The organism is Streptomyces sp. NPDC050448 (assembly GCF_040655295.1).
Classification (GTDB): Bacteria; Actinomycetota; Actinomycetes; order Streptomycetales; family Streptomycetaceae; genus Streptomyces.
This window is the reverse complement of record NZ_JBFAJR010000016.1, coordinates 139,479-162,630: the sequence shown is the minus strand read 5'-3', so window position 1 is coordinate 162,630 and position 23,152 is coordinate 139,479. Positions and strand designations below refer to the sequence as shown.

The following is a 23,152-nucleotide window of genomic DNA, read 5'->3' as shown; positions in this document are numbered from 1 at the left end:
GGTGCCCGCGCCCTCAAGGTGTCAGGGTCTCGGGGCCTCAGGCCACCGCTTCGTCGAGGCGGGCGGCCTGCTTCTCCTTCAGCGGGCCGATCACCGCGAGCGACGGCCTCTGGGCCAGTACATCCTGCGCGACCGCGCGGACGTCGTCCGGGGTCACGGACGCGATCCGGGCCAGCATGTCGTCGACCGACATCTGGTCGCCCCAGCAGAGCTCGCTCTTGCCGATGCGGTTCATGATCGCGCCGGTGTCCTCCAGGCCGAGGACGGTGGAGCCGGACAGCTGGCCTATCGCCCGCTTGATCTCCTCGTCGGTGAGCCCCTCGGAGACGACCTTGTCGAGCTCGCCGCGGCAGATCCGCAGCACGTCGTGGACCTGGTTCGGGCGGCAGCCCGCGTACACGCCGAAGAGCCCGGTGTCGGCGAAGCCCGAGGTGTACGAGTACACGCTGTAGGCCAGGCCGCGCTTCTCCCGGACCTCCTGGAAGAGGCGGGAGGACATGCCGCCGCCGAGGGCCGTGTTCAGCACGCCGAGCGCCCAGCGGCGCTCGTCGGTGCGGGCCAGGCCGGGCATGCCGAGGACCACGTGGGCCTGCTCGGTCTTGCGGTTGATCAGGTCGACGCGGCCGGAGGTGCGGATGCGCTTGGCTCCGGAGCGCGGGCCGATCGGCTCGGCGTCGGTGTGCTTGAGCGCGCCGGCGTTCTCGAAGGCCGCACGGACCTGGCGTACGACCTTGTTGTGGTCGACGTTGCCGGCCGCGGCCACCACCAGATGGCGGGGGTCGTAGTGCTTCTTGTAGAAGCGGCGGATCCGGTCGGCGCCGAGGGCGTTGATCGTGTCGACGGTGCCGAGGACGGGACGGCCCAGCGGGGTGTCGCCGTACATCGTGTGCGCGAACAGGTCGTGCACGCAGTCGCCCGGGTCGTCCTCGGTCATCGCGATCTCTTCGAGGATGACGCCGCGCTCGGCGTCGACGTCCTCCTCGCGGATCAGCGAGCCGGTGAGCATGTCGCAGACGACGTCGATCGCCAGCGGCAGGTCGGTGTCGAGCACCCGTGCGTAGTAGCAGGTGTACTCCTTCGCCGTGAAGGCGTTCATCTCGCCGCCGACCGCGTCGATCGCGGAGGAGATGTCGAGGGCGCTGCGCTTGCCGGTGCCCTTGAAGAGGAGGTGCTCGAGGTAGTGCGTGGCACCGTTGAGCGTGGGCGTCTCGTCGCGGGAGCCCACGTGCGCCCAGATGCCGAAGGTGGCGGAGCGGACCGAGGGCAGCGTCTCGGTGACGATGCGCAGTCCGCCGGGGAGGACCGTGCGCCGGACGGTGCCGATGCCGTTCTCGCCCTTGAGGAGGGTTTGGGTACGGGCGACGGCCCGCCCCTCCGAAGAGGGGCGGGCCGTCACACGGGAACTACGCGACGTCACTTGTCGGAGTCGTCCTTGTCAGCGTCGTCGCCGGCGGCCTCGCCGTCGATCACGGGGATCAGGGAGAGCTTGCCGCGCTGGTCGATCTCGGCGATCTCGACCTGGACCTTGGTGCCGACCGCGAGCACGTCCTCGACGTTCTCCACGCGCTTGCCACCGGCGAGCTTGCGGATCTGCGAGATGTGCAGCAGGCCGTCCTTGCCGGGCATCAGGGAGACGAAGGCACCGAAGGTGGTGGTCTTGACGACCGTACCCAGGTAGCGCTCGCCGACCTCCGGCATGGTCGGGTTGGCGATCTGGTTGATCGTGGCGCGGGCGGCCTCGGCGGCCGGGCCGTCGGAGGCACCGATGTAGATGGTGCCGTCGTCCTCGATCGTGATCTCGGCGCCGGTGTCCTCCTGGATCTGGTTGATCATCTTGCCCTTGGGGCCGATGACCTCACCGATCTTGTCCACCGGGATCTTGACGGTGATGATCCGCGGGGCGAACGGGGACATCGCGTCCGGCGTGTCGATCGCTTCCATCATCACGTCGAGGATGTGGAGGCGGGCGTCGCGGGCCTGCTTGAGGGCCGCGGCCAGGACGGAGGCCGGGATGCCGTCCAGCTTGGTGTCCAGCTGGAGGGCGGTCACGAACTCCTTGGTGCCGGCGACCTTGAAGTCCATGTCGCCGAAGGCGTCCTCCGCACCGAGGATGTCGGTGAGGGCGACGTAGTGCGTCTTGCCGTCGATCTCCTGGGAGATCAGGCCCATGGCGATACCGGCGACGGGGGCCTTGAGGGGCACACCGGCGTTCAGCAGCGACATGGTGGAGGCGCAGACCGAGCCCATGGACGTCGAACCGTTGGAGCCGAGGGCCTCGGACACCTGGCGGATCGCGTACGGGAACTCCTCGCGGGTCGGGAGGACCGGCACGATCGCGCGCTCGGCGAGCGCGCCGTGGCCGATCTCGCGGCGCTTGGGCGAGCCCACGCGGCCGGTCTCACCGACGGAGTACGGCGGGAAGTTGTAGTTGTGCATGTAGCGCTTGCGGGTCACCGGGGAAAGGGTGTCCAGCTGCTGCTCCATACGGAGCATGTTGAGGGTGGTGACGCCCAGGATCTGGGTCTCGCCACGCTCGAACAGCGCCGAGCCGTGCACGCGCGGGATGGCCTCGACCTCGGCGGCCAGCGTACGGATGTCCGTGACGCCGCGGCCGTCGATGCGGACCTTGTCCTTGATGACGCGCTCGCGCACCAGGGCCTTGGTCAGGCTGCGGTAGGCGGCGGAGATCTCCTTCTCGCGGCCCTCGAAGGCCGGGAGGAGCTTCTCGGCGGCGATCTCCTTGACGCGGTCCAGCTCGGCCTCGCGGTCCTGCTTGCCCGCGATGGTCAGCGCCTGGGAGAGCTCGCCCTTGACGGCGGCCGCGAGGGCCTCGTACACGTCGTCCTGGTAGTCCAGGAAGACCGGGAACTCGCCCTCGGGCTTGGCGGCCTTGGCGGCCAGGTCGGCCTGGGCCTTGCAGAGGGCCTTGATGAAGGGCTTCGCGGCGTCCAGACCGGAGGCGACGATCTCCTCGGTCGGGGCCTCGGCGCCGCCCTTGACCAGGGTGATGGTCTTCTCGGTGGCCTCGGCCTCGACCATCATGATCGCGACGTCGCCGTCCTCCAGGACGCGGCCCGCGACGACCATGTCGAAGACGGCGTCCTCGAGCTCGGTGTGCGTCGGGAAGGCCACCCACTGGCCGCGGATCAGCGCGACGCGGACGCCGCCGATCGGGCCGGAGAAGGGCAGACCGGCCAGCTGGGTGGACGCGGACGCGGCGTTGATCGCGATGACGTCGTACAGGTGGTCCGGGTTGAGCGCCATGATCGTGGCGACGACCTGGATCTCGTTGCGCAGGCCCTTCTTGAAGGACGGGCGCAGCGGGCGGTCGATCAGGCGGCAGGTGAGGATCGCGTCCTCGGAGGGCCGGCCTTCGCGGCGGAAGAAGGAGCCGGGGATCTTGCCAGCCGCGTACTGCCGCTCCTCGACGTCCACCGTCAGGGGGAAGAAGTCGAGCTGGTCCTTGGGCTTCTTCGACGCGGTGGTGGCGGAAAGCACCATCGTGTCGTCGTCCAGGTAGGCAACGGCGGAGCCGGCGGCCTGGCGGGCCAGGCGGCCCGTCTCGAAGCGGATGGTGCGAGTGCCGAAGGAACCGTTGTCAATGACGGCCTCGGCGTAGTGGGTCTCGTTCTCCACTAGCGTTTTCTCCATTTTCGTCGTCTCCGTCCACTGCCCGTGTGGCTGCGGACGGTTGCGGAGAAGCGCTCCTTGCGTGCGGGCCGGTCTTCGATCGAAGTACCCGGTTCGGTGCCCGTGGGGCTTTCCGGGTACCACTACCGAGGACCGGCGGCTTAGGGAGGGCGCTCCTCCTCTTCAGTTGTGCACGTGGTTCGCCATGCACGTGCGTCCAGACTACAAAGCGTCCGGTACGTCCCGCATGTAGAGCGACAGCACGTACAGCAAAGGGAGCGGCCCCCTCAGTGTGGGAACCGCTCCCTTCACAGCGTCTTTACTTGACGCCGGCCGCACCGCGGCGGATGCCGAGGCGCTCGACCAGCGCGCGGAAGCGCTGGATGTCCTTCTTGGCCAGGTACTGCAGCAGGCGGCGACGCTGGCCGACCAGGATCAGCAGACCACGGCGGGAGTGGTGGTCGTGCTTGTGGGTCTTGAGGTGCTCGGTCAGGTCCGAGATGCGCTTGGAGAGCATCGCAACCTGGACCTCGGGGGAGCCGGTGTCGCCCTCCTTGGCACCAAACTCGGCGATGATCTGCTTCTTCGTAGCGGCGTCGAGCGACACGCGTACTCCTCGTATAGGTCTTCGTGGCCACCGAGTGCCCCAGGTCGAATTCTCTGGGGATCTTCCGTAACTCGGGAGGCGGGGTCCGCTGAGCGCAGCCTCCAGAGGAATTTCCGGGGGCGCGTACACAAACGGCCGTCACACAGCGTACCAGGCTGCCGCGCGGCCCCTGTCTCAGCTGGTGAGAGCGCGGGCCCGGGCGTAGACGTCCAGCACGGCGAGAGCCAGCGGGACAAGGCTGAGCAGTACTGCCGCCTCGGTGAGGTCGAGCAGCCGTCCCCAGAAGGGTGACAGGCCCTTGCGGGGGATGACAAGCGCAATTCCGGCGAGGAGGGCCGCGCCGGCGGCGACGGCGGCGGAGAGCCAGATCGTACGGAGGTCCAGGCCGCCGTGGTCGTGGTACTGGACGAGATCCCGGACCAGGTCGGCCGGCGGGTGCAGGGCCAGGCCGAGGATCAGCAGTCCGATGGCGGCCAGGCCGGCGACCAGGGTGCACACGACCTGGGAGGTGTAGCGGAAGAGGCGGGCGCGCAGCAGCATGGCCAGCCCGGTGACGAGGGCCAGCAGCCGGCCCCAGGTGTTGTCGGAGAAGCCGAGGACGGCGGCGGAGCCGACGACGACCGCGGCGCAGCCGCCGACCAGGCCGAGCAGCATCTCGTGGCCGCGGCGGGCCTGGGCGGCTATGGCCTCGGCGTCGAGCGGGGCGCCCGCGTCATGCTGCTCGGAGCCGGAGGGGTCTCCGTAAGGCTCGGTCTCGTAGCGGTCCGGTGTCTCGTAGTCCTCCGCGGCGCTCTGCGGGGCGGCGTAGCCGATGGGCAGCCGGGCGAAGCGGGCGGAGAGGCCGGGCAGGAAGGCGACGAGGCCGATGGCCACGGGGGCGCAGACCGCTGCGGTCGCCGTGGCGGAGGCCTCGGTGACGATGGCGACGAAGGTGGCCAGGGTTCCGGTGGCGGCGAGGAAGGTGGCCGCGACGAAGGGTGCGTCCCCGTTGGGGGTGAGAGCGACCAGGGCGACGGAGGCGACCAGGACGCAGACGCAACCGAGCAGGAACTGGAGCCGGCCGGGTCCCTCGCCGGCGGCGGCGGCGATGATCCCGGAGCCGGCGATCAGCAGGTGCGGGAGGGCGCCGAGGCCGAGGGCGACGGCGGAGCCGCGGTCGCGGTAGACCCGGGCGCGCACTCCGGCGGCGGCGGTGAGGAGCACGCCCACGGCGCCGGCGATGATCCCGGGCAGGCCGTGCATGTCGTGGCGGACCGGGTCGGCGTACCAGAGGACGAAGCCGAGCAGGACGAGCAGCAGGGCGGCGCCGGCCAGGCCCGCGCCGCGCAGCATGTCGTCGCTCCAGCGGTGGCGGTCGCGGACGACGGCGGAGGCGACGGCGTCGGAGACGTCGTCGAAGACTGCGGGCGGCAGCGACTCGGCGAACGGGCGCAGGCTCAGCACCTCGCCGTCGAGGACCTGCTGGGCTGCGAGGGTGCGGGCGCCGTCGAGGACCGTGCCGTCGCGGCGGACCAGGTGGAAACCTGTGGGAGCGCCGACGGGCTGGGTCTGGCCGGTGAGGCGCAGGAGTTCGGGATAGACGTCGGCGACGGCGATGTCCTCGGGGAGAGCGACGTCGATGCGGCTGTCGGGAGCCACGACGGTGACCCTGCAGAAGCCCGTCGTTGCGGCCGTACTCACCTGTGTGACCCCCCTGGTTGGCGAAGCGGGTGCATGGGCCGTCGCCTTGGATTCGCGGATGCGCATACTGCGCGGGCCACCCTACCGGGAGTATGCATGACTGTCGGCAAGTAGGATCACCGTCGCGCAGGGGAGACCCCCTTCGCGCCCGGGACTTGGGGGCGCCGGTAGCGACGTCCCGTCCGTTTTCGAGGGATTGATGCTCCGGTGAGTCAGATCGTCGTCAAACGCCCGCCGCGGTCCTTGCCGCCCGAAGTTCCTTCGGACGAGCTGAGGCTGGAGGCTCCGCCGGAGCTTCCGCGCGGGCAGCAGGAGGGCATGCTGATGCAGCTCCTGCCGATGCTCGGCATGGGCTCGTCCGTCGTCTTCTTCTTCATGCCGGGTGCGGCGCCCTTCATGCGCATCATGGGTGTGCTGATGCTGGTGTCCACGGTGGGCATGGTCCTCGCCCAGCTGGTGCGCCACCGGCGCGGTACGCAGGGGCAAATGGCCGATGTGCGCCGGGACTACCTGAAATATCTCGCGCAGACCCGCCGTCAGGTCCGCAGGACCGCGCGGGCGCAGCGCGATGCGCAGCTGTATCTGCACCCGGCCCCCGAGCAGTTGTGGTCGGTGGTGGCCGAGGGCTCGCGGCTGTGGGAGCGGCGCGTCGGCGACGAGGACTTCGGGCAGGCCCGGCTCGGGCTGGGCGCGCAGCGCCTCTCGACTCCGCTGGTCGCGCCGGACACGGCGCCGGTGGACGAGCTGGAGCCGCTGACGGCGGGCGCGATGCAGCGCTTCCTGAAGGTGCACTCCTCGCTGGACGGGCTGCCGGTGGCGGTGTCGCTGCGGGCGTTCTACCACGTGACGGTGTCCGGGGAGCCGGAGTCGGCGCGCGGGGCGGCGCGGGCGCTGGTGGCGCAGCTGGCGACGCTGCACTCCCCCGAGGACCTGGTGGTGGCCGTCGTGGCCGCTCCCGGCGCGGTGCCCTCGTGGGACTGGACGAAGTGGCTGCCGCACACGCAGGTCCCGGGGCAGGTCGACGGGGCCGGTACGAAGCGCCTGTTCAGCGATGACCTGACCGAGCTGGAGGGGCTGCTGGCGCCCCGGCTGGAGGGGCGGCCGCGGTTCAGCCGGGACGTGTCCCCGGTGCTGGACCAGCCGCACCTGGTCGTCGTGCTGGACGCGAACTCCCGTGGCGGCCTGGTGCCGCCGGACTCGGCGTTCGCGGCGGCCGAGGGGCTGCAGGGCGTGACCATCGTCGAGGTGGTCGCGGGCGAGCTGGACGAGCCGCGCGGCGGGCTGTCGGTCGTGGTGCGGCCGGGCCGGCTGCGGCTGGAGTCGGGCGGGGGGATCGCGTACGAGGGCGTACCGGACACGCTGTCGCTGCCCGCGGCGGAGGCGCTCGCGCGGCAGCTGGCGCCGCTGCGCACGGGTGGCGGAGACGACGACGAACCGCTGCTGGCCAACCTGGACTTCACGGATCTGCTGAACCTGGGCGACGCGGCCTCGATCGACGTGGCCCGGACCTGGCGGCCGCGCTCCGCCGGTGAGCGGCTGCGCGTGCCGATCGGTGTCGGCGAGGACGGCGCCCCGGTCATGCTGGACCTCAAGGAGGCCGCGCAGGAGGGCATGGGCCCGCACGGCCTGTGCGTGGGTGCGACCGGTTCCGGAAAGTCGGAGCTGCTGCGCACGCTGGTGCTGGGCCTTGCGGTCACGCACACCTCGGAGACGCTGAACTTCGTCCTCGCGGACTTCAAGGGCGGTGCGACCTTCACGGGCATGGGGCAGATGCCGCACGTGGCCGCGGTCATCACCAACCTGGCGGACGACCTCACGCTCGTGGACCGCATGGGCGACTCGATCCGCGGCGAGCTGCAGCGCCGGCAGGAACTGCTGCGCTCGGCGGGCAACTACGCGAACATCCACGACTACGAGAAGGCGCGCGCGGCGGGTGCCCCGCTGGAGCCGCTGGCCTCGCTGGTGCTGGTCATCGACGAGTTCAGCGAGCTGCTGACCGCGAAGCCCGACTTCATCGACATGTTCATCCAGATCGGCCGCATCGGCCGTTCGCTGGGCGTGCACCTGCTGCTGGCCTCGCAGCGCCTGGAGGAGGGCAAGCTGCGCGGGCTGGACACGTACCTGTCGTACCGGATCGGTCTGCGGACCTTCTCGGCGGCGGAGTCGCGGACCGCGATCGGCGTGCCGGACGCGTACCACCTGCCGTCGGTGCCGGGTTCGGGCTATCTGAAGTTCGGTACGGACGAGATGACGCGGTTCAAGGCGGCGTACGTCTCGGGCACCTACCGCTCGGGCGGGCCGGACCTGTCGGTGGGCCTGTTCCCGGTGGAGCGGCGTCCCGCCCTGTTCACGGCGACGCCGGTGCCGGTCGTGTACGCGGCGCCGGACCCGGCGTACCTGGCGGCGCAGTCGCAGCGGGAGGACGACGCGCTCGCCGACACGGTGCTGGACGTGATCGTGGCCCGGCTGGAGGGCCAGGGGGTGCCGGCGCACCAGGTGTGGCTGCCGCCGCTCGACCAGGCCCCGCCGCTGGACCAGTTGCTGCCCGCGCTGGCGCCTTCGGCGGAGCGCGGTCTGCGCGCGGAGGGGTACACGCGGCCCGGCGGGCTCGTCGTACCGCTCGGCCTCATCGACAAGCCCTTCGAGCAGCGCCGCGAGGTGCTGTACCGGGACTTCTCGGGTGCGGCGGGTCACATGATGGTGGTCGGCGGTCCGCAGTCGGGCAAGTCGACGCTGATGCGGACGCTGATCTCCTCGTTCGCCCTGACGCACACGCCCCGCGAGGTGCAGTTCTACGGGCTGGACTTCGGCGGCGGCAGCCTGTCGGCGGTGGCGGAGCTGCCGCACGTGGGCGGGATCGCCTCGCGCCTGGACCCGGAGCGGGTGCGGCGTACGGTCGCGGAGGTGGGGGGCATCCTCAACCGCCGCGAGGAGTTCTTCCGCGCGAACAACGTCGACTCCATCGGCACGTACCGGCGGCGGCGCGCGGCGGGCGAGCTGCCCGGCGAGGCGTGGGGCGACGTGTTCCTCCTCATCGACGGCTGGGGCGGCTTCCGGACCGAGTACGAGGGCCTGGAGTCGATCGTCACGGACATCGCCTCGCGCGGTCTGGGCTACGGCATCCACGTGGTGATCACCGCGGCGCGGTACATGGAGGTGCGGGCCGCGCTCAAGGACCAGATGCTGAACCGGCTGGAGCTGCGCCTCGGCGACGTCATGGACTCCGAGTTCGACCGCAAGGTCGCGGCGAACGTGCCGACGGGGATGCCGGGCCGCGGCCAGGTGGCGGAGAAGCTGCACTTCCTGGGCGCGCTGCCGCGGATCGACGGCGCGCACGACCCGGAGGACCTCTCGGAGGCCACGGCCGCCTTCGTGTCGGTGGTGAAGCAGAACTGGGCGGGGGCCGCGGCTCCCGGCGTACGGCTGCTGCCGCGGCTGCTGCACGCCGACCAGCTGCCCAGGGGCGGGGACCAGCCCGGCCGCGGGCTGGCCATCGGCATCGACGAGACGGACCTGGAGCCGGTGTTCGTCGACTTCGAGAGCGACCCGTTCTTCCTCGTGTTCGGCGAGAGCGAGTCGGGCAAGACGAACCTGCTGCGGCTGATCTGCCAGCAGATCGCGGAGCGGTACACCCCGGACCAGGCCCGCCTCGTCGTCGGCGACTACCGGCGCAGCCTGCTCGGTGCGCTGCCGGAGGAGCACCTGCTGGAGTACGCGCCGATGGCGAACTCCCTGCAGACGCACATGGAGGCGCTGGGCGGCGTGTTCTCCCGGCGGCAGCCGCCGACCGACGTCACCCCGCAGCAGCTGCGCGACCGCAGCTGGTGGACCGGCCCGGACGTGTTCATCGTCATCGACGACTACGACCTGGTGGCCACCAGCCAGGGCAACCCGCTGGCCCCGCTGGTCGAGTTCCTGCCGTTCGCCCGGGACACCGGTGTCCGCTTCATCATCGCGCGCAACTCGGCGGGTGCCTCGCGTTCGCTGTACGAGCCGTTCATGCAGCGCATCAAGGAGCTCGGCGCGCAGGGCGTGGTGCTGTCGGGCGACCCGTCCGAGGGCGACCTGATCGGCAGTGTCCGGCCGCGGCCGATGCCGCCGGGCCGGGCGTACTTCTCCTCGCGCAAGCGGGGAACGTCGCTCGTGCAGCTGGGACGGCTGCCGGGGATGTGAGAAACGGCTGCGGGATGCGGCTGTGAGAGGCGGGGCCTGGGCGACCGGGCCCCGCTTTTTCGGCACCGCCCTGTTCGCATCGTGGCCCGGTGTGGCGTCCACGTGATCCTTTGAGAGAGGCTGAACACACGGTGATACGACGTCAGAGACAGCGCAGCCGCCGGTATGCGGCCCCGGTGGCCCTCGTCGCCGCCGCGGTCCTGCTGGCCGGCTGCCGGGGCGGGGACGCCCTCAGCGTGGACGAGTTGCAGGAGATCGCCGGCGGAGTCGATCCGGAGGGCGGCATCGAGTGCCCCCTGCCCTACGACTTCGCCAAGGCGGCCACGGCCGCCGGGGTGGCGGGGGACGCGGGTCCGGGGCATGCCCGGGGCGTGCTGCCCGCCATCTCGGCCGAGACCGGCGAGGGAGCCGACCGGGACGCCCCCCTGGCCCGCAATCCCGGGGCGCTGGTGAGCTGCGTCTTCCACATCGGGCAGGAGGACCTGGAGGTGCACACCGTCGCGACGCAGAAGCCGCAGGCGCTGTCCGTGCTGCTCCCCGTGGTCTCGAAGGCGGCCGGCGTGGGTCCCGAGGGCCTGATCCCGTTCAGCGAGGAGACGGCCGCGGCGAAGGCGGGTACGCCGGTCCTGGCCACGAGCGGCAACGTGGCCGCCGTACGGCTCGAACTCGACGGCGACGGGGACGCGTCGCTGCTGCTGACCGCCGGGGACGCGGGGCACAGCGGACTGAGCCGGGACCAGGTCGAGGACCTCGCCCGGGCGCTCGCCGGCCAGATCGGCGGCTGACTGCGGGGGTGATCAAGGGGAAACACTCCCCCGTCCCCGCCCGCGGCACCGATAATCGGTACGGAAGACCGCGGTAGCACCGCACCGCCGAGGGAAGGGCCGCACATGGGCACTCAGCAGGAGAAGGACGAGCTGTACGCGCTCGACATCAGCGGCGTGGAGTGGGAGGGCCCGCCCGGGACCAGCCCCGACGAGGAACGGGTCGAGATCGCGCGGCTGCCCGAGGGCGCCGTCGCCATGCGGTCCTCGCTCGACCGGGACACCGTCCTGCGCTACACGGCGGCCGAGTGGGAGGCCTTCGTACTCGGGGCCAGGGACGGGGAGTTCGACCTCGACCGCGGCCCGCGCTGACACGGCGGCCGAAACGCGAGGGGGCGCGCCCGGTGCGGGCGCGCCCCCTCGTGGCGTACGGACGCCGACTGCCGGGCTCAGTAGGCCTCGGTGAACAGGCGCGAGGCCTTCACGTCGGTGGCGCGGTAGTCGCCCTTGCCGCGCTCGATCAGCTGGGCGACCTGCTCCAGCTGGTTCTTCATGTGCTCGGCCTTGCCCTTGTACTTCCCCTGGAGGGTGACGTACGCCTGGTGCGCCTCACCGTCCCAGGTGTCGGTGACGACCTTGAGGGCCTGGTCCATCTCCTCCAGGTCCGTCATGATCTTCTTCGAGACGACCCGAATGCGGTTCGCCATCTCCTGGACGCTCTCATACCGGACCTTGGTGTGGCCGTCGGAACCAGCCATGTTCTTCTCCTTCGCGCTGGGCTGAGCTGAGTGGGGAACGACGTAAAAGGGCAGGTCAGATGCCGTTGAGGCCGGAGCCGCCCTGGCCCGCGGAGGCCTGTACCGTCTTGAACGCCGCGCGCACGTCGTCGTCCTGCGCGTTGCTGAGGTTCTTGGTCTGCGCGACCGCGTTGTGCAGCACCCCGAGCAGACGACGGATCTCGTCGTGGTCCTCGTTGACGACCGTCTGGGCGGAAACGAAGCCCGAGGCACCCACACCGGTCCAGCCGGCACTCACCGTGGCGAGAATGTCGGCCAGCTCGCGGGACTGGGTGGTGACGGCATTGGCCGTCGTCTCGATCTTGTTCTTCGCCTGGACGATCGGATCGTCTGCGAGTCCGAAATTGCTCATCCGAAGCTCCTCACTTCTCAATTCGCCGGCAGAACCGGCGGATTGCGCAGCAGAGCGGACGTTCCCGGCGCGGACTCCTGCCACGCGCCCTGGAATTCCCCCTCCGCCTCACGCGATCCCCCGATCACAGTCGTGAAGCCTGGTGTCACTCTAGCCAGTTCATCTGACGGTCCCAACACCGGCAGGCCGCTTCCGTTGATGAACTGTGACGGTTCACTGCAAACGGCCTCGGCGCTTGCGGGCATCCCGGACCACCGTCGCCGTACCCGCGATGACCGCGATCAGTACGGCTCCGATCCCGAGAGCGTACGTGCCGAACCGCTCCTCGCGTTCCTGCGCGGTCTCGGTCATCCGCAGCGCCGCCGCCTCGGGGGCGGCCGCCGGGGGCGGGCCGGGGTCGGGGACGGGGGCCTTGGGGCGGTCGTGGTCCTGGGTGACCGCGCGCACCGGGTCGACGACGCCCCATCCGACGTAGTCGTCACGGCCGTTGACCGAGCGCTCGGCGGTCCCCTGGATCTGCCAGACGACCTCCTGCGGGGACCAGTCCGGGTGCTTGGCGCGCAGCAGGGCGGCGACTCCGGCGACGTAGGGAGCAGAGAAGCTGGTGCCGTTGTCGATGCACTGGCCGAAGCCGGGGACGGTGGAGACCATGTCGACGCCGGGTGCGGCGACCCCGATGAAGTCGCCGGGCTGGGAGAAGGCGGCCCGCTCGTTGTTGCGGTCCGAGGAGGCCACGGCGAGGACGCCGGGGAAGGCCGCGGGGTAGGTCTTGCGCTTCTCGCCGCTCATGCCGTCGTTGCCCGCCGAGGCCACGACCACGACCTTCGCGTCGACGGCCCGCTGGACGGCCTTGCCGAGCTCGGAGTCGGCGCTCAGGGGGACGTCGGTGTCCTGGGAGATGTTGATCACCTGGGCGCCCTTGGACACCGCGTGGTCGATCGCCTGGCCCAGGGAGAGTGCGTTGCCCTTGCCCTGCCCGTCGTTCTGCCGGATCGGGATGATGGTGGAGTCGGGGGCCAGGCCGACGAAGCCGGTGCCGTCCTGCGGGCGGGCCGCGATCAGCCCGGCCACCTTGGTGCCGTGGCCGACCGTGTCGGTGGTGCCGTCGCCGCCCTTGGGGTCGACGAGGTCCTTGCCCGCGCCGACGTCGATGGCGCCGCTGAGCTGCGGGTTCGCGCGGTCCACGCCGGTGTCGATGACCGCGACGCGAACGGGCTTGCCGTCCTTGTCCTTGCCCTTGGTCTGCGCCCAGAGCGCGTCGAGCAGCAGCCGCTGCAGGGCCCAGGGGCGGTCGGCGATCTGCTTCTTCATCGGGAAGGTGCACTCGCCGGCGCCCGCGAGGTTCAGGGCCGGTGCGCGGACGGGTTCCGGGTGCGGCACGGCCGTGGCGGCGCCGCCGGCCGCGGCTGCCGCACCGGTCGTGCCGGACAGGGCGGCCACGGCGAGGGCCGCGGTGGCGAGTGCGCTGCGCGTGTACGAGGGCATGGGCATCGGCGGTGTCCTCACGAACCCTGGGGCTGACGGGCGGAGTTGGTGTCCAGGCGCGGCCCCTTGGAGAGGAACTCGGACCACGCGATGGGCACCATGGCCGGTGCGACGGTCCCGTAGCCGAGCCGGATCTGCGCCTGGCTGGCCTCGGGGCGGCCGTCCGCGCCGGCCTGGCCGTTCTGCTGGTCCGGGGCACCGATCTTCGACTTCTCGGCGTCGCTGTCCCCGTTGGCCTGCACCGCGTACCGCAGGCCGGTGTCGGTGACCAGGAAGAGGGAGCCGCCCGCCGTGGTCTGCTTGCCCTGTACCTGCGTGTAGAGCAGTCCCGAGCCCGGCGTGACGTACGCGCTCGTGCCGCTGGCGGTGATGTCGATGGGGAATCCGGTGCCGGCCCAGGTGCTCAGCGTCTGGTTGCCCTGGCCGTCGACCGAACGCAGCACGTTGCAGACGGTGTCGCGGGCGCCGGCGTGCTGGGCGCCGGCGCCCTGCGCGGTGTCCGCGCCGGCGGCCTGGTTGATCCGGTCGGACTTCTTCTGCGGCCACTTGGCCTCGCCCTTGAACGCCGTGGCATCCGGGTTGAGCGACTGGAGGTCGACCTCGCGGGGCTTTCCGTGCATGTTGAGGCCGTCGGTCGCGGGCGCCGAAATCAGCAGCCACGCCACGAAGTCGGAGACCGGGGCGACCTTCCCGGGCAGCACGACGTAGTGCTGCGCACCGGAGCCGGTCTGCGCCTTCAGCACCATGCCGACCTTGTTGTCGCCGGTGGTCAGGCCCTGGACGTCGGCCTTCGTGCCGGCCGCGGCGGGCAGCTGCGGGAAGGCCAGGTCGTCCCCGGAGTTGAGGGTGGCCAGCCACTGCTCGGTGACCTGCTGCGGGGTGGCGCCGGTGCTGCCGACCAGCGCGTTGGTCATCTTCCCCGCGTCCGCGCCGCCTTCGGGGAGCTTGTACTTCGTCCCCGCGGCGTCGACCAGGTAGCGCTCCTTGGCCCCGCCCGTGCTCTGCACGTACAGCATCTGGCTGTCGGTGACCTTGCGGGCGTCGTCCATCAGGCCCGCCTCCCGGTCGGCGAGGACGAAGGTCGCCGTCTGCACGGTCTTGCCGTTGCCGCCCGGCGCCTGGCAGACGGCCCAGCGCTTGGCCTTGCCGGCGTCCTGCGGTGCCGGCAGCCGGTCGGGGGCGTACGGGATGCCGATGATGGGCCCGCGCGGCGGCTTGCCCGCGTCCAGGATCTTGTCGTCGATCTGGATAACCTTGAACTTCTGCGGATCCAGCAGGAGTCGGGCGGAAGCGAGGTTGAGCACCGGGTGCAGCCGGGTCTGGTCCTTGCCGTTCACCTTGGTGGTCAGCACCACGTACCGGGTCGTCGACTGCTTGCCCACGATGACCTTGGTGCCGGCCTCGTCCCAGCCCTTGGGGGCCTGCGGCTTGAACATCCCCCAGGCGCCGAACGCGGCGAGGACGAGCGCCCCCGCCACCAGCCCGGGCAGGACCGCGCGCAGCGGACGCGGCGCACCTTCCTCGGAGCCCGTGGCGGAAGGCTGGAGGAACGCGGCCACCGTGCGCCGCTTCGCAAAGGTGTACGCGTTGAGTTCATCACGTCGTGATGCCATGACCGCCTGCTTCTCCCCGCACGGCCCGGTAGGTGAGTACGGTCCCCGGGCCTCGATTGTCGGACCGGGGACCTACTATGCCTCTTGGTGGAGGGTGCGTACGGGCCGGGTAGGGTGAGGCTGCCGCTCACTGCCTTTCCGGACCACACCATTCAGGGGTCGTCGGGGCATCAGGGCTTGTTGGGGTGGATTGGGGAGATTCCGGGGTCATGCGGCGGGCAGCGCCCAGCTCCGGCACTCACGGGGCATGGCCACGGAAAGGGGAGGTGGGCGAGTGACGGCCACCGCGACTCAGCCGCAGACGGGCGCGCCCGCACCCACACGCGGCGGGGTGACGCCGTATCCGAAGTCGAGCCCGGGCCGCTTCGGTCCGTTCCGATTGCAACAACTCGTACTGCTCCAGATCGCCGCGGCCGCCCTGTTGGTGGCCTGGGTCGTGGAGCCGCTGCTCCTGGTTCCCGCCGGTGTGCTGGCGCTCGTCCTCGTGGTGCTCGCCGTCGTACGCCGCCACCAGCGCTCCCTGCCCGAGTGGATCGGCAGCGCGCTCGCGCTGCGCTCCCGGCGGCGCCGGGCCGCGGCGTTCGCGGTGCCCGCGGGCACCGAGCCGGGGCTGGCCCCGCTCGTCGAGGCCGATCCGGCGCTGCGGACCCTCACGTTCAGCGACCGCGACCGGCGGCCCGTCGGGATGGTCGGTGACGGGACGTTCCTGACCGCCGTCGTCCAGGTGGACATGGACGCCACCGCGCTGCGGCCCGACCGCGGCGCCCGTCCGCTGCCGCTGGCCGTCGTACGGGACATCCTCGAAGTCGACGGCATCCGGCTGGAGTCCGCGCAGCTGGTGCAGCACACCCAGCCCGCGCCGGCCCCGCATCTGCCGGCCCAGTCGATGGCCACCCGCAACTACGCGCCGCTGCAGGCCACTACGGGCACTCCGGCGGTGCGGCTGACCTGGATCGCGCTCAAGCTCGACCCGGAGCTGTGCCCCGAGGCGGTCACCGCGCGCGGCGGCGGGCTCGCCGGCGCACAGCGCTGTGTGGTGCGGGCCGCCGACCAGTTGGCGAGCCGGCTGACCGGTGCCGGCTTCCGGGCGACCGTGCTGACCGAGCAGGAGCTGACGGCCGCGCTGGCCACGTCCTCGTGCGCGAACCCGATGGCGATCACGCAGGCGGGGCGCTCTGCGAGCACCGGCCGGCGGACGGAGGAGACGGCGCGGATCTGGCGCTGCGACGACCGGCGGCACACCACGTACTGGATAGGCCGTTGGCCGCAGCTCGGCGGCAGCGGGGCGGCGTCGCTGCCGCAGTTCGTGGCACTGCTGACCTCGCTGCCGGCGCTGGCCACGAACTTCAGCCTGACGATGGCACCGGCGGAGCGCCAGGGCGTGACGCTGACCGGCCACGTACGGGTCACGGGGCGCAGCGACGAGGAACTGGTCGCGGCCCGCCGGGAACTGGAACGGACGGCCCGCGGTGTGCGCACCGGGCTGGTCCGGCTCGACCGTGAACAGGTACCGGGGCTGCTGGCTTCGCTGCCGCTGGGAGGGGCGCGATGAGAGGCGGGTTCGGGCTGATCGGCCCGCGCCGGGAACGGCACGCGGTCCCCGCGGTGGACCTGGACACGCTGGCGCTGCCGGTCGGGGACGACGGGGTCGTCATCGGTGTGGACGCCGAAGGCCGTCCGGCGGTGCTCGGCATCAACCGGCCGACGCCGTACGAGGTGACGCTGATCGGCGGTCTGTGGACGGCGCAGGTGCTGGCGCTGCGCGCGGCGGCCACGGGCGCACGGGTGGCCGTGGAGACCGGCCGCGGGCAGGCGTGGTCGGGGCTGGCCCAGGCTGCGGGCGGCGGCCAGCAGTGCGTGACCCTGCACGAGGTCGGCCGGGTGCCGCCGCAGGGCGCGTCGGCGGGCAGCCCGGTGCTGGTGATCCGCGACTGCGGGATGCGGCCGCCGCGCGGGCGCGTGGTGGCGGGCCCCTGGCAGTCGGTGCTGACGCTGCTGCCGTACCTGAGCCCGACAGCGCCGAGGCTGCTGCAGAACTCGTCGCTGGTGGGCGTCCAGCGGGTGTCCCCGGACGAGGCGGAACAGCTCGGCCGCCTGATGAACCTGCCGCGGGCTGCGGTGGATTCACTGCCGACGCTGGGCGACGGGGTCACCCTGTGGTGCACGCCGCGGGACCGCCAGTTCGTGATGACCCAGGGCACGGAGGCGGAAACGGGCCTCCTGGGCCCCTCCCGCCGCATCGACTGACCGCCCTGCCCCACCCCTGGCCGGGGGCGGCGGGCCGGGGGCGGGGCCGGCCGACACCACCCGGCCCCGCCGGCGCTCGAGGCGCGGGGCCCGGGGCCCGGGACGGAACCCGGAGTCCTCTCCAGCCCCGCCGGCGTTCGAGGCGCGGGTCCGGGGCAGAGTCCGGAGTGGGGGTCCCCCGGACGGAGTCTGGGGGAGGTAAGGGGCGGGGCGGGGAGAAAGCCCCGCGCAGCGGCACCGCACCCCGCCGGGACCGATGACGGTTGCTCAGGAGGCAGCCACCCTGTAGGCAGGACGGCAAGGACGCCGGCACCACGCAGGCCCGCAAGGGCCCCGCGCCGCGGGACGTCCAACGGGGGCGGACACCGGTGTCGGCGCGCGATTAGGCTGAGCGCGGGCGCGGCGTCGAGGTGGGCGCCGGACCAGTGTTCGACAGACCAGGAGGACCAGTGAGCGGCGATCGGAACGAGAGGCGCGGCGGGACTTGGAACGTCCCGACGGACGATCAGTCCGACGCGGAGCCCGAGGTGACGGGCGAGTTCACCATCGACTACACCCCGCCGGCCTGGTACACGCAGGGCGCGGCCCCGGCCACTCCGGTACCGGGCCTCCCGGAGGGCAGCGGCTTCGAACCCCACCGCCCGTCGGACGTGGTCTCGCCCTCGACGATGCGGATGGCCCCATCGGCCCCGCGCACCCCCTCGGACGGTGCGGGCGTACCGTCGCCGTTCCCGGCGCCGACGGCCCAGGCGGCCCAGGCGCCCTTCGGCACCCCGGCCGGGAACGCCGCCCTGCCTGCAACGTTCCCGGCACCGGCACCCGCCGACACCACCGGCGCGCCTCAGACCTTCCCGGTCCCGGCCGAGGCACCCCTGCTGCCGGCACCGGCACCCTTCGGCATCCCGGCCGACAGCACCGGCGCGCCCTCGGCACTCCCGGCGCCCCCCGAGGCAGCCGCCCTGCCGGCCCCGGCACCCGCCGAGCACGCCGGCCCGTCCTCGGCGTTCCCGGACCCGGCTCCGGCACCCTTCGGCACGCCCGCCACCGAGGCCCCTGCCGGTGCGGCAGGACCGTTCGTGAAGGCCCCCTTCGGGGGATCCGCCTCCGTCCAGCGGCACGACACCCCGCCCGACGGGACGGCCATCCCGTTCGCGAGCCCCGAGCCCGTGGCTCCGGCGGTTCCCCAGGAGGCCGCTCCCGCGCCGGTGGCCGACGCCGTCCCTGCGCCCTTCGCGCCCCCCGTACCGGAGGCTCCGGAGCCCGTCAGCCCCGTGGATGCGGTTCACCCGCCCGTGGAGACCCCCTTCGGGGGACCCGGCAGCGAACTGCCGGAGCTGCCGCCCGCGTTCCCCGCCACCACCCCACCGCAGGGCGGCTACGGGTTCCCGCCGGCCACGGCAGCGCCGCAGGACGGATACGGCTTCCCCCCGGCTCCCGGCCCCGCCACCACCCCACCGCAGGACGGTCACGGCTTCCCGCCCGCCCCCGGCCCCGCCACGACCCCACCGCAGGACGGGTACGGCTTCCCCCCGGCTCCCGGCCCCGCCACCACCCCACCGCAGGACGGGTACGGCTTCCCGCCCGCCCCCGCACCGGCCACGGCAGCGCCGCAGGACGGTCACGGCTTCCCGCCCGCACCGGTGCCGGCACCGGCAGCACCGCAGGACGGATACGGCTTCCCCCCGGCTCCCGGCCCGGCCACCACCCCACCGCAGGACGGGTACGGCTTCCCGCCCGCCCCCGCACCGGCCGCGGCAGCGCCGCAGGACGGTCACGGCTTCCCGCCCGCACCGGCACAGCCGCAGCCGCAGCCGCCCGTGGACGCGGGCGACTACGCCTTCCCGCCCGCGCAGCCCGCCCCGGCCCCGGCCCCCGCGCCCGTACCGCCTCAGCAGCCGCAGCCGCAGCCGCAGCAGTACGATCCCCGTGCCAGCGCCCAGTGGTCCGCCGGGCCCCAGCCGGGCCCGCAGCCGCACGACCCCCGCTACCAGCCCGGCCAGGCCGGCGGCGGGGCGCCGCTCGGCTACACCGCCGCCGTCGAGCTGTCCTCCGACCGGCTGCTGCGCGGCAAGCAGAAGCCCAAGCCCCAGCGCTCCGGCTTCCGCTTCGGCGGCAAGGCCGCCGAAGCCGAGCGTCTGCGCAAGCTCGAGCTCATCCGCACCCCGGTCATGTCCTGCTACCGCATCGCTGTCATCAGCCTCAAGGGCGGCGTCGGCAAGACCACGACCACCACGGCCCTCGGCGCCACCCTCGCCACCGAGCGCCAGGACAAGATCCTGGCCATCGACGCGAACCCCGACGCCGGCACCCTCGGCCGCCGCGTCCGCCGCGAGACCGGTGCCACGATCCGGGACCTGGTCCAGGCGATCCCGTACCTGAACTCGTACATGGACATCAGGCGGTTCACCTCCCAGGCCCCCTCCGGCCTGGAGATCATCGCCAACGACGTGGACCCGGCCGTCTCCACGACCTTCAACGACGAGGACTACCGGCGCGTCATCGAGACGCTCGGCCGCCAATACCCGATCATCCTCACCGACTCGGGCACCGGCCTCCTCTACTCCGCCATGCGCGGCGTCCTGGACCTGGCCGATCAGCTGATCATCATCTCGACCCCGTCGGTGGACGGTGCCAGCAGCGCGAGCACGACGCTCGACTGGCTCTCCGCGCACGGGTACGCCGACCTGGTCTCCCGCTCCCTCACCGTCATCTCGGGGGTCCGCGAGACCAGCAAGATGATCAAGATCGAGGACATCGTGCAGCACTTCGAGACCCGCTGCCGCGGCGTCGTCGTGGTGCCGTTCGACGAGCACCTCGCGGCCGGTGCCGAGGTCGACCTCGACCTCATGCGGCCGAAGACCAGGGAGGCGTACTTCAACCTCTCCGCGCTCGTGGCCGAGGACTTCGTCCGCGCCGCCCAGCAGGCCCCCCAGGGCCACTGGGGAGCACCTCAGCAGCCCCAGCCGCAGCCCCAGCAGCCTCAGCCGCCCCAGCCCCAGCCGCAGGGCCAGCCCTACGGCCAGCCCCAGGGCCCGTCCCCGTACCAGCAGCCTCCGCAGCCGTACGCGCAGCCGTACCCGCAGCCCGGCCAGCCCTGGCAGCCCCAGCAGCAGCCGCCCCAACAGCCGCACCCGCAGCAGCCCCCGCGCGACCCGCGCCTCGGCTGACGACGGCAGCAGGAAGGGCCCGTACCTCCCCCGGGGGAGGTACGGGCCCTTCTCGTTCGAGCCGGGCAGCCGCCCGCGGCTCAGTGCTCCGCGTCGTACGCCTCGGTCAGCGTCCGCGCCCGCTTCACATCGTCCGCGATGGCCTCGAGCAGGCCGTCCAGCGATTCGAACTTCGCCATGCCGCGCACGTACGCGAGGAAGTCGACGGTCACGTGCAGGCCGTACAGGTCCAGGCCGACCCGGTCGATCGCGTACGCCTCCACGGTCCGCTCGGTGGCGTCGAACTGGAGGTTCGTGCCGACCGAGATCGCCGCCGGCATCCGCTCGCCGTTGGCCGTGAGCCAGCCCGCGTACACGCCGTCCGCCGGGATGGCGGTGTGCGGGGGCGTCTCGACGTTGGCCGTCGGGTAGCCGAGCTCGCGCCCGCGCTGGGCGCCGCGTACGACGACGCCCTCGACCCGGTGCGGCCGGCCGAGGACCTCGGCCGCGCCGTCCATGTCGCCCTCGGCGACCAGCTTGCGCGCCAGGGTCGAGGAGAACGGCACGCCGCCGCCGGCCGAGCCGCGCTCGACCAGGTCCACGACCTCGACCTCGTAGTCGTACGTGCCGCCGAGCTCACGGAGGAAGTCGACGTTCCCGGCGGCCCGGTGGCCGAAGCGGAAGTTCGGGCCCTCGATGACGGCCCGCGCGTGCAGCTTGTCGACGAGCACCTTCACGATGAAATCGGCCGGGGAGAGCTGCGAGAACTCCGCCGTGAACGGCAGGATCAGCAGCGCGTCCACACCCAGCCCGGCCATGAGTTCGGCACGGCGGTCGTACGGGGCCAGGATCGGCGGGTGGCTGCCGGGGCGCACGACCTCGCTCGGGTGCGGGTCGAAGGTGACGACGACGGACGGGACGCCGAGCGCGCGCGCCTTGGCCACGGCCCGCCCGATGATGAGCTGATGGCCCCGGTGCACACCGTCGTACGAGCCGATGGTGACGACGCTGCGTCCCCAGTCCTGGGGGATGTCCTCCAAGCCACGCCAGCGCTGCACTGTGACCGCTCCTCGCCCGAACCGTGTAGGCCCTGTACTGGTTGCCGATTGCAGGTCTAAGACTGCCATGCCCGTGCCCGGGGCCCCGCATCGGCATCTGGCTGGGGGCGCTCTGTGTCATCTCGGCGGGGCGATGCCCCGGTTCGCGGATGAAACGGTCGGGGCGGCTGCGGCCAAGTAGAGGGTGAGGGACCTGTCCGGGTCCCCGACACCAGGGAGGGGGCCCGGTGGGCAGCACCGAGCAGGAGACCGTGCCGGCGGGGGTCGGACCGCCGGATCTGACCACACCCGAGGGATTCGGGGCGTTCTACCAGAAGCACATAGAGGCGGTTCTCGGGTTCGTCACCCGCCGGGTCTGCGACCCTCATCTGGCGGCGGATCTGACGGCCGACATCTTCCTCGCGGCGCTGAAGGCTGCTCCGGGCTACCAGCCCGACCGGGGCGTCCCGGTCGCCTGGCTGTACGGCATCGCGCGGCATGTCCTGGCCGGCCATGCCCGCGGCCGTGCCCGCGAGCGCGGCGCACTGGAGCGGCTCAGCGGCCGCCGGCTGCTCGACGACGAGGACGTCGCCGCGCTGGAGGAGCGGATCGACGCCCAGCGGGCGTTCCGGGTGCTGGCCGAGAGACACGCCGCCCTGTCCGAGCCGCTGCGGGCCGTCCTCGACCTGGTCGTCGTGGACGGGCTCAGCCCGGCCGAGGCCGCGCAGGCCCTCGGCGTCACCCAGGCCACCGTCCGGGTCCGCCTGCACCGCGCCCGGCGCATTCTGCGGATCGCGTCCACACCCTCCGAACACCCCGTCCCTGCACCGCAGTTGGAGGCAGTCCGATGAACAGCAGGCCCACCCGGTTCGAGGAACGGCTCAAGGAGGAGCTCCTGGCGATCGCGGCCGATCGGAGCCGGATCGAGGAGCAGGTCGACTTCACCGTCCGCTCCCCCGTCCGCCGGTTCCGGATGCCGCTCGCCGTCGGCGTGGCAGCGGCGGCGGCCGTCGCACTGCTCGCCCTGCCGGTCGTCGGCGAAGACGGCGGCAGTTCCCCCGCGTACGCCCTGACGAAGAGCGGTGACGGCACCATCACGGTCAAACTGTTCAATCCCGAGGGGCTGCCCGGCCTGGAGCGCGAGCTCCGCGCGCTGGGGGTCGGCATCGCGAGGATTCCCGTGAAGCCGGCGAGCGAGTGCTCCGAGTGGCCGCCCGGAGGTTTCGACCAGGCGGACGGGCTCGTCACGAGCGAGGGCGACGGAGCGCTCTTGAAGATCAACTCAAAGACGCTTCCAGCGGGCCACACCCTGGTCTTCGCCATGTCCGAGAAGAGCCCCAGGCGAGGTTCCTTCGGCTCGCTGCGCACCTCGCTGGTGCCCTCCTGCATCCCTGAGAACCTCACTTGGGTCGGCGACGAGCCCCCGAGGAACCCCGCGAAGACCGACTCGGCGTCCGGTCGCCCCGGCCTGCCCGGGGACACTCCGAGCGAGGTTCTCGTCACGCCAGGTGGGGCCGCCAAGAGATAGCCGGGGTCGCGAGGCCGGTCGGTCGCGGCGAGGAACGGGCGGCAGTGGGGGCCCGCGCGGCGGAAAGCGCCCCCTTGTGCTCCCTCAGTCACT

17 protein-coding genes are annotated in these 23,152 nt (G+C 72.3%); 8 read left to right on the top strand and 9 right to left on the bottom strand.

Translation table 11 applies throughout. The features are described 5' to 3' along the window. Positions 1 to 37 precede the first annotated feature (37 nt). The 4 genes from AB0I68_RS20735 to eccD form a co-directional block, all read right to left on the bottom strand. Positions 38 to 1,417 (bottom strand): pitrilysin family protein, encoded by a 1,380-nt coding sequence (locus tag AB0I68_RS20735; RefSeq protein WP_363178786.1) that lies wholly within the window; start codon positions 1,415 to 1,417, stop codon positions 38 to 40. Next, positions 1,414 to 3,636, bottom strand: coding sequence for a polyribonucleotide nucleotidyltransferase (locus tag AB0I68_RS20730; protein ID WP_363178799.1), 2,223 nt, complete (start codon positions 3,634 to 3,636; stop codon positions 1,414 to 1,416). The genes AB0I68_RS20735 and AB0I68_RS20730 overlap by 4 nt, the downstream gene beginning before the upstream one ends. A gap of 313 nt (positions 3,637 to 3,949) precedes the next feature. Beyond that, positions 3,950 to 4,237, bottom strand: coding sequence for a 30S ribosomal protein S15 (rpsO, locus tag AB0I68_RS20725; RefSeq protein ID WP_030859744.1), 288 nt, complete (start codon positions 4,235 to 4,237; stop codon positions 3,950 to 3,952). A gap of 174 nt (positions 4,238 to 4,411) precedes the next feature. After that, entirely contained in the window at positions 4,412 to 5,917 is a 1,506-nt protein-coding gene (eccD, locus tag AB0I68_RS20720) for a type VII secretion integral membrane protein EccD (protein WP_363178785.1), read from the bottom strand. Positions 5,918 to 6,124: 207 nt separating this feature from the next. Between eccD and eccCa the strand changes: the two genes are divergently transcribed. The 3 genes from eccCa (at position 6,125) to AB0I68_RS20705 (ending at position 11,226) form a co-directional block, all read left to right on the top strand. Further along, a complete protein-coding gene (gene eccCa, locus AB0I68_RS20715; protein WP_363178784.1) occupies positions 6,125 to 10,090 on the top strand; it encodes a type VII secretion protein EccCa in 3,966 nt (1,321 codons plus the stop codon). A 176-nt stretch (positions 10,091 to 10,266) separates the two neighbouring features. Then, positions 10,267 to 10,875 (top strand): hypothetical protein, encoded by a 609-nt coding sequence (locus tag AB0I68_RS20710; RefSeq protein ID WP_363178783.1) that lies wholly within the window; start codon positions 10,267 to 10,269, stop codon positions 10,873 to 10,875. Positions 10,876 to 10,980: 105 nt separating this feature from the next. Beyond that, positions 10,981 to 11,226, top strand: coding sequence for a DUF397 domain-containing protein (locus AB0I68_RS20705; protein WP_030303613.1), 246 nt, complete (start codon positions 10,981 to 10,983; stop codon positions 11,224 to 11,226). 77 nt (positions 11,227 to 11,303) lie between these two features. On the opposite strand, the gene AB0I68_RS20700 is transcribed toward AB0I68_RS20705, so the two are convergent. The 4 genes from AB0I68_RS20700 to eccB form a co-directional block, all read right to left on the bottom strand. After that, positions 11,304 to 11,612 (bottom strand): WXG100 family type VII secretion target, encoded by a 309-nt coding sequence (locus AB0I68_RS20700; RefSeq protein WP_352214083.1) that lies wholly within the window; start codon positions 11,610 to 11,612, stop codon positions 11,304 to 11,306. Between the two features lie 55 nt (positions 11,613 to 11,667). Further along, positions 11,668 to 12,003, bottom strand: coding sequence for a WXG100 family type VII secretion target (locus AB0I68_RS20695; RefSeq protein WP_363178782.1), 336 nt, complete (start codon positions 12,001 to 12,003; stop codon positions 11,668 to 11,670). A 213-nt stretch (positions 12,004 to 12,216) separates the two neighbouring features. Beyond that, positions 12,217 to 13,488 carry a type VII secretion-associated serine protease mycosin gene (gene mycP / locus AB0I68_RS20690; protein WP_363178798.1) on the bottom strand — a complete coding sequence of 424 codons (1,272 nt, stop codon included), beginning with the start codon at positions 13,486 to 13,488 and terminating at the stop codon, positions 12,217 to 12,219. Positions 13,489 to 13,505: 17 nt separating this feature from the next. Further along, positions 13,506 to 15,101: a type VII secretion protein EccB gene (gene eccB, locus AB0I68_RS20685; RefSeq protein WP_363178781.1), complete on the bottom strand. Its 1,596-nt coding sequence runs from the start codon at positions 15,099 to 15,101 to the stop codon at positions 13,506 to 13,508. A 274-nt stretch (positions 15,102 to 15,375) separates the two neighbouring features. Between eccB and eccE the strand changes: the two genes are divergently transcribed. The 3 genes from eccE to AB0I68_RS20670 all read left to right on the top strand — a co-directional run bounded on the left by eccE (position 15,376) and on the right by AB0I68_RS20670 (position 20,515). Continuing rightward, entirely contained in the window at positions 15,376 to 16,653 is a 1,278-nt protein-coding gene (gene eccE, locus AB0I68_RS20680) for a type VII secretion protein EccE (protein ID WP_363178780.1), read from the top strand. Then, a complete protein-coding gene (locus AB0I68_RS20675) occupies positions 16,650 to 17,348 on the top strand; it encodes a hypothetical protein (RefSeq protein ID WP_363178779.1) in 699 nt (232 codons plus the stop codon). Before eccE ends, AB0I68_RS20675 begins: the two co-directional genes overlap by 4 nt. A gap of 449 nt (positions 17,349 to 17,797) precedes the next feature. Next, positions 17,798 to 20,515, top strand: coding sequence for an SCO5717 family growth-regulating ATPase (locus tag AB0I68_RS20670; protein WP_363178778.1), 2,718 nt, complete (start codon positions 17,798 to 17,800; stop codon positions 20,513 to 20,515). A gap of 80 nt (positions 20,516 to 20,595) precedes the next feature. On the opposite strand, the gene AB0I68_RS20665 is transcribed toward AB0I68_RS20670, so the two are convergent. Beyond that, positions 20,596 to 21,552, bottom strand: coding sequence for a bifunctional riboflavin kinase/FAD synthetase (locus tag AB0I68_RS20665; protein WP_363178777.1), 957 nt, complete (start codon positions 21,550 to 21,552; stop codon positions 20,596 to 20,598). A gap of 227 nt (positions 21,553 to 21,779) precedes the next feature. Here AB0I68_RS20665 and AB0I68_RS20660 point away from each other — a divergent pair, with 227 nt between their 5' ends. Together AB0I68_RS20660 and AB0I68_RS20655 are read left to right on the top strand one after the other, a co-directional pair. Further along, positions 21,780 to 22,382 carry an RNA polymerase sigma factor gene (locus AB0I68_RS20660; protein ID WP_363178776.1) on the top strand — a complete coding sequence of 201 codons (603 nt, stop codon included), beginning with the start codon at positions 21,780 to 21,782 and terminating at the stop codon, positions 22,380 to 22,382. After that, the gene (locus AB0I68_RS20655; RefSeq protein WP_363178775.1) at positions 22,379 to 23,059 is read left to right on the top strand and encodes a hypothetical protein; all 681 of its coding nucleotides are present in this window, start codon (positions 22,379 to 22,381) and stop codon (positions 23,057 to 23,059) included. The genes AB0I68_RS20660 and AB0I68_RS20655 overlap by 4 nt, the downstream gene beginning before the upstream one ends. The last annotated feature ends 93 nt before the right edge of the window (positions 23,060 to 23,152 follow it).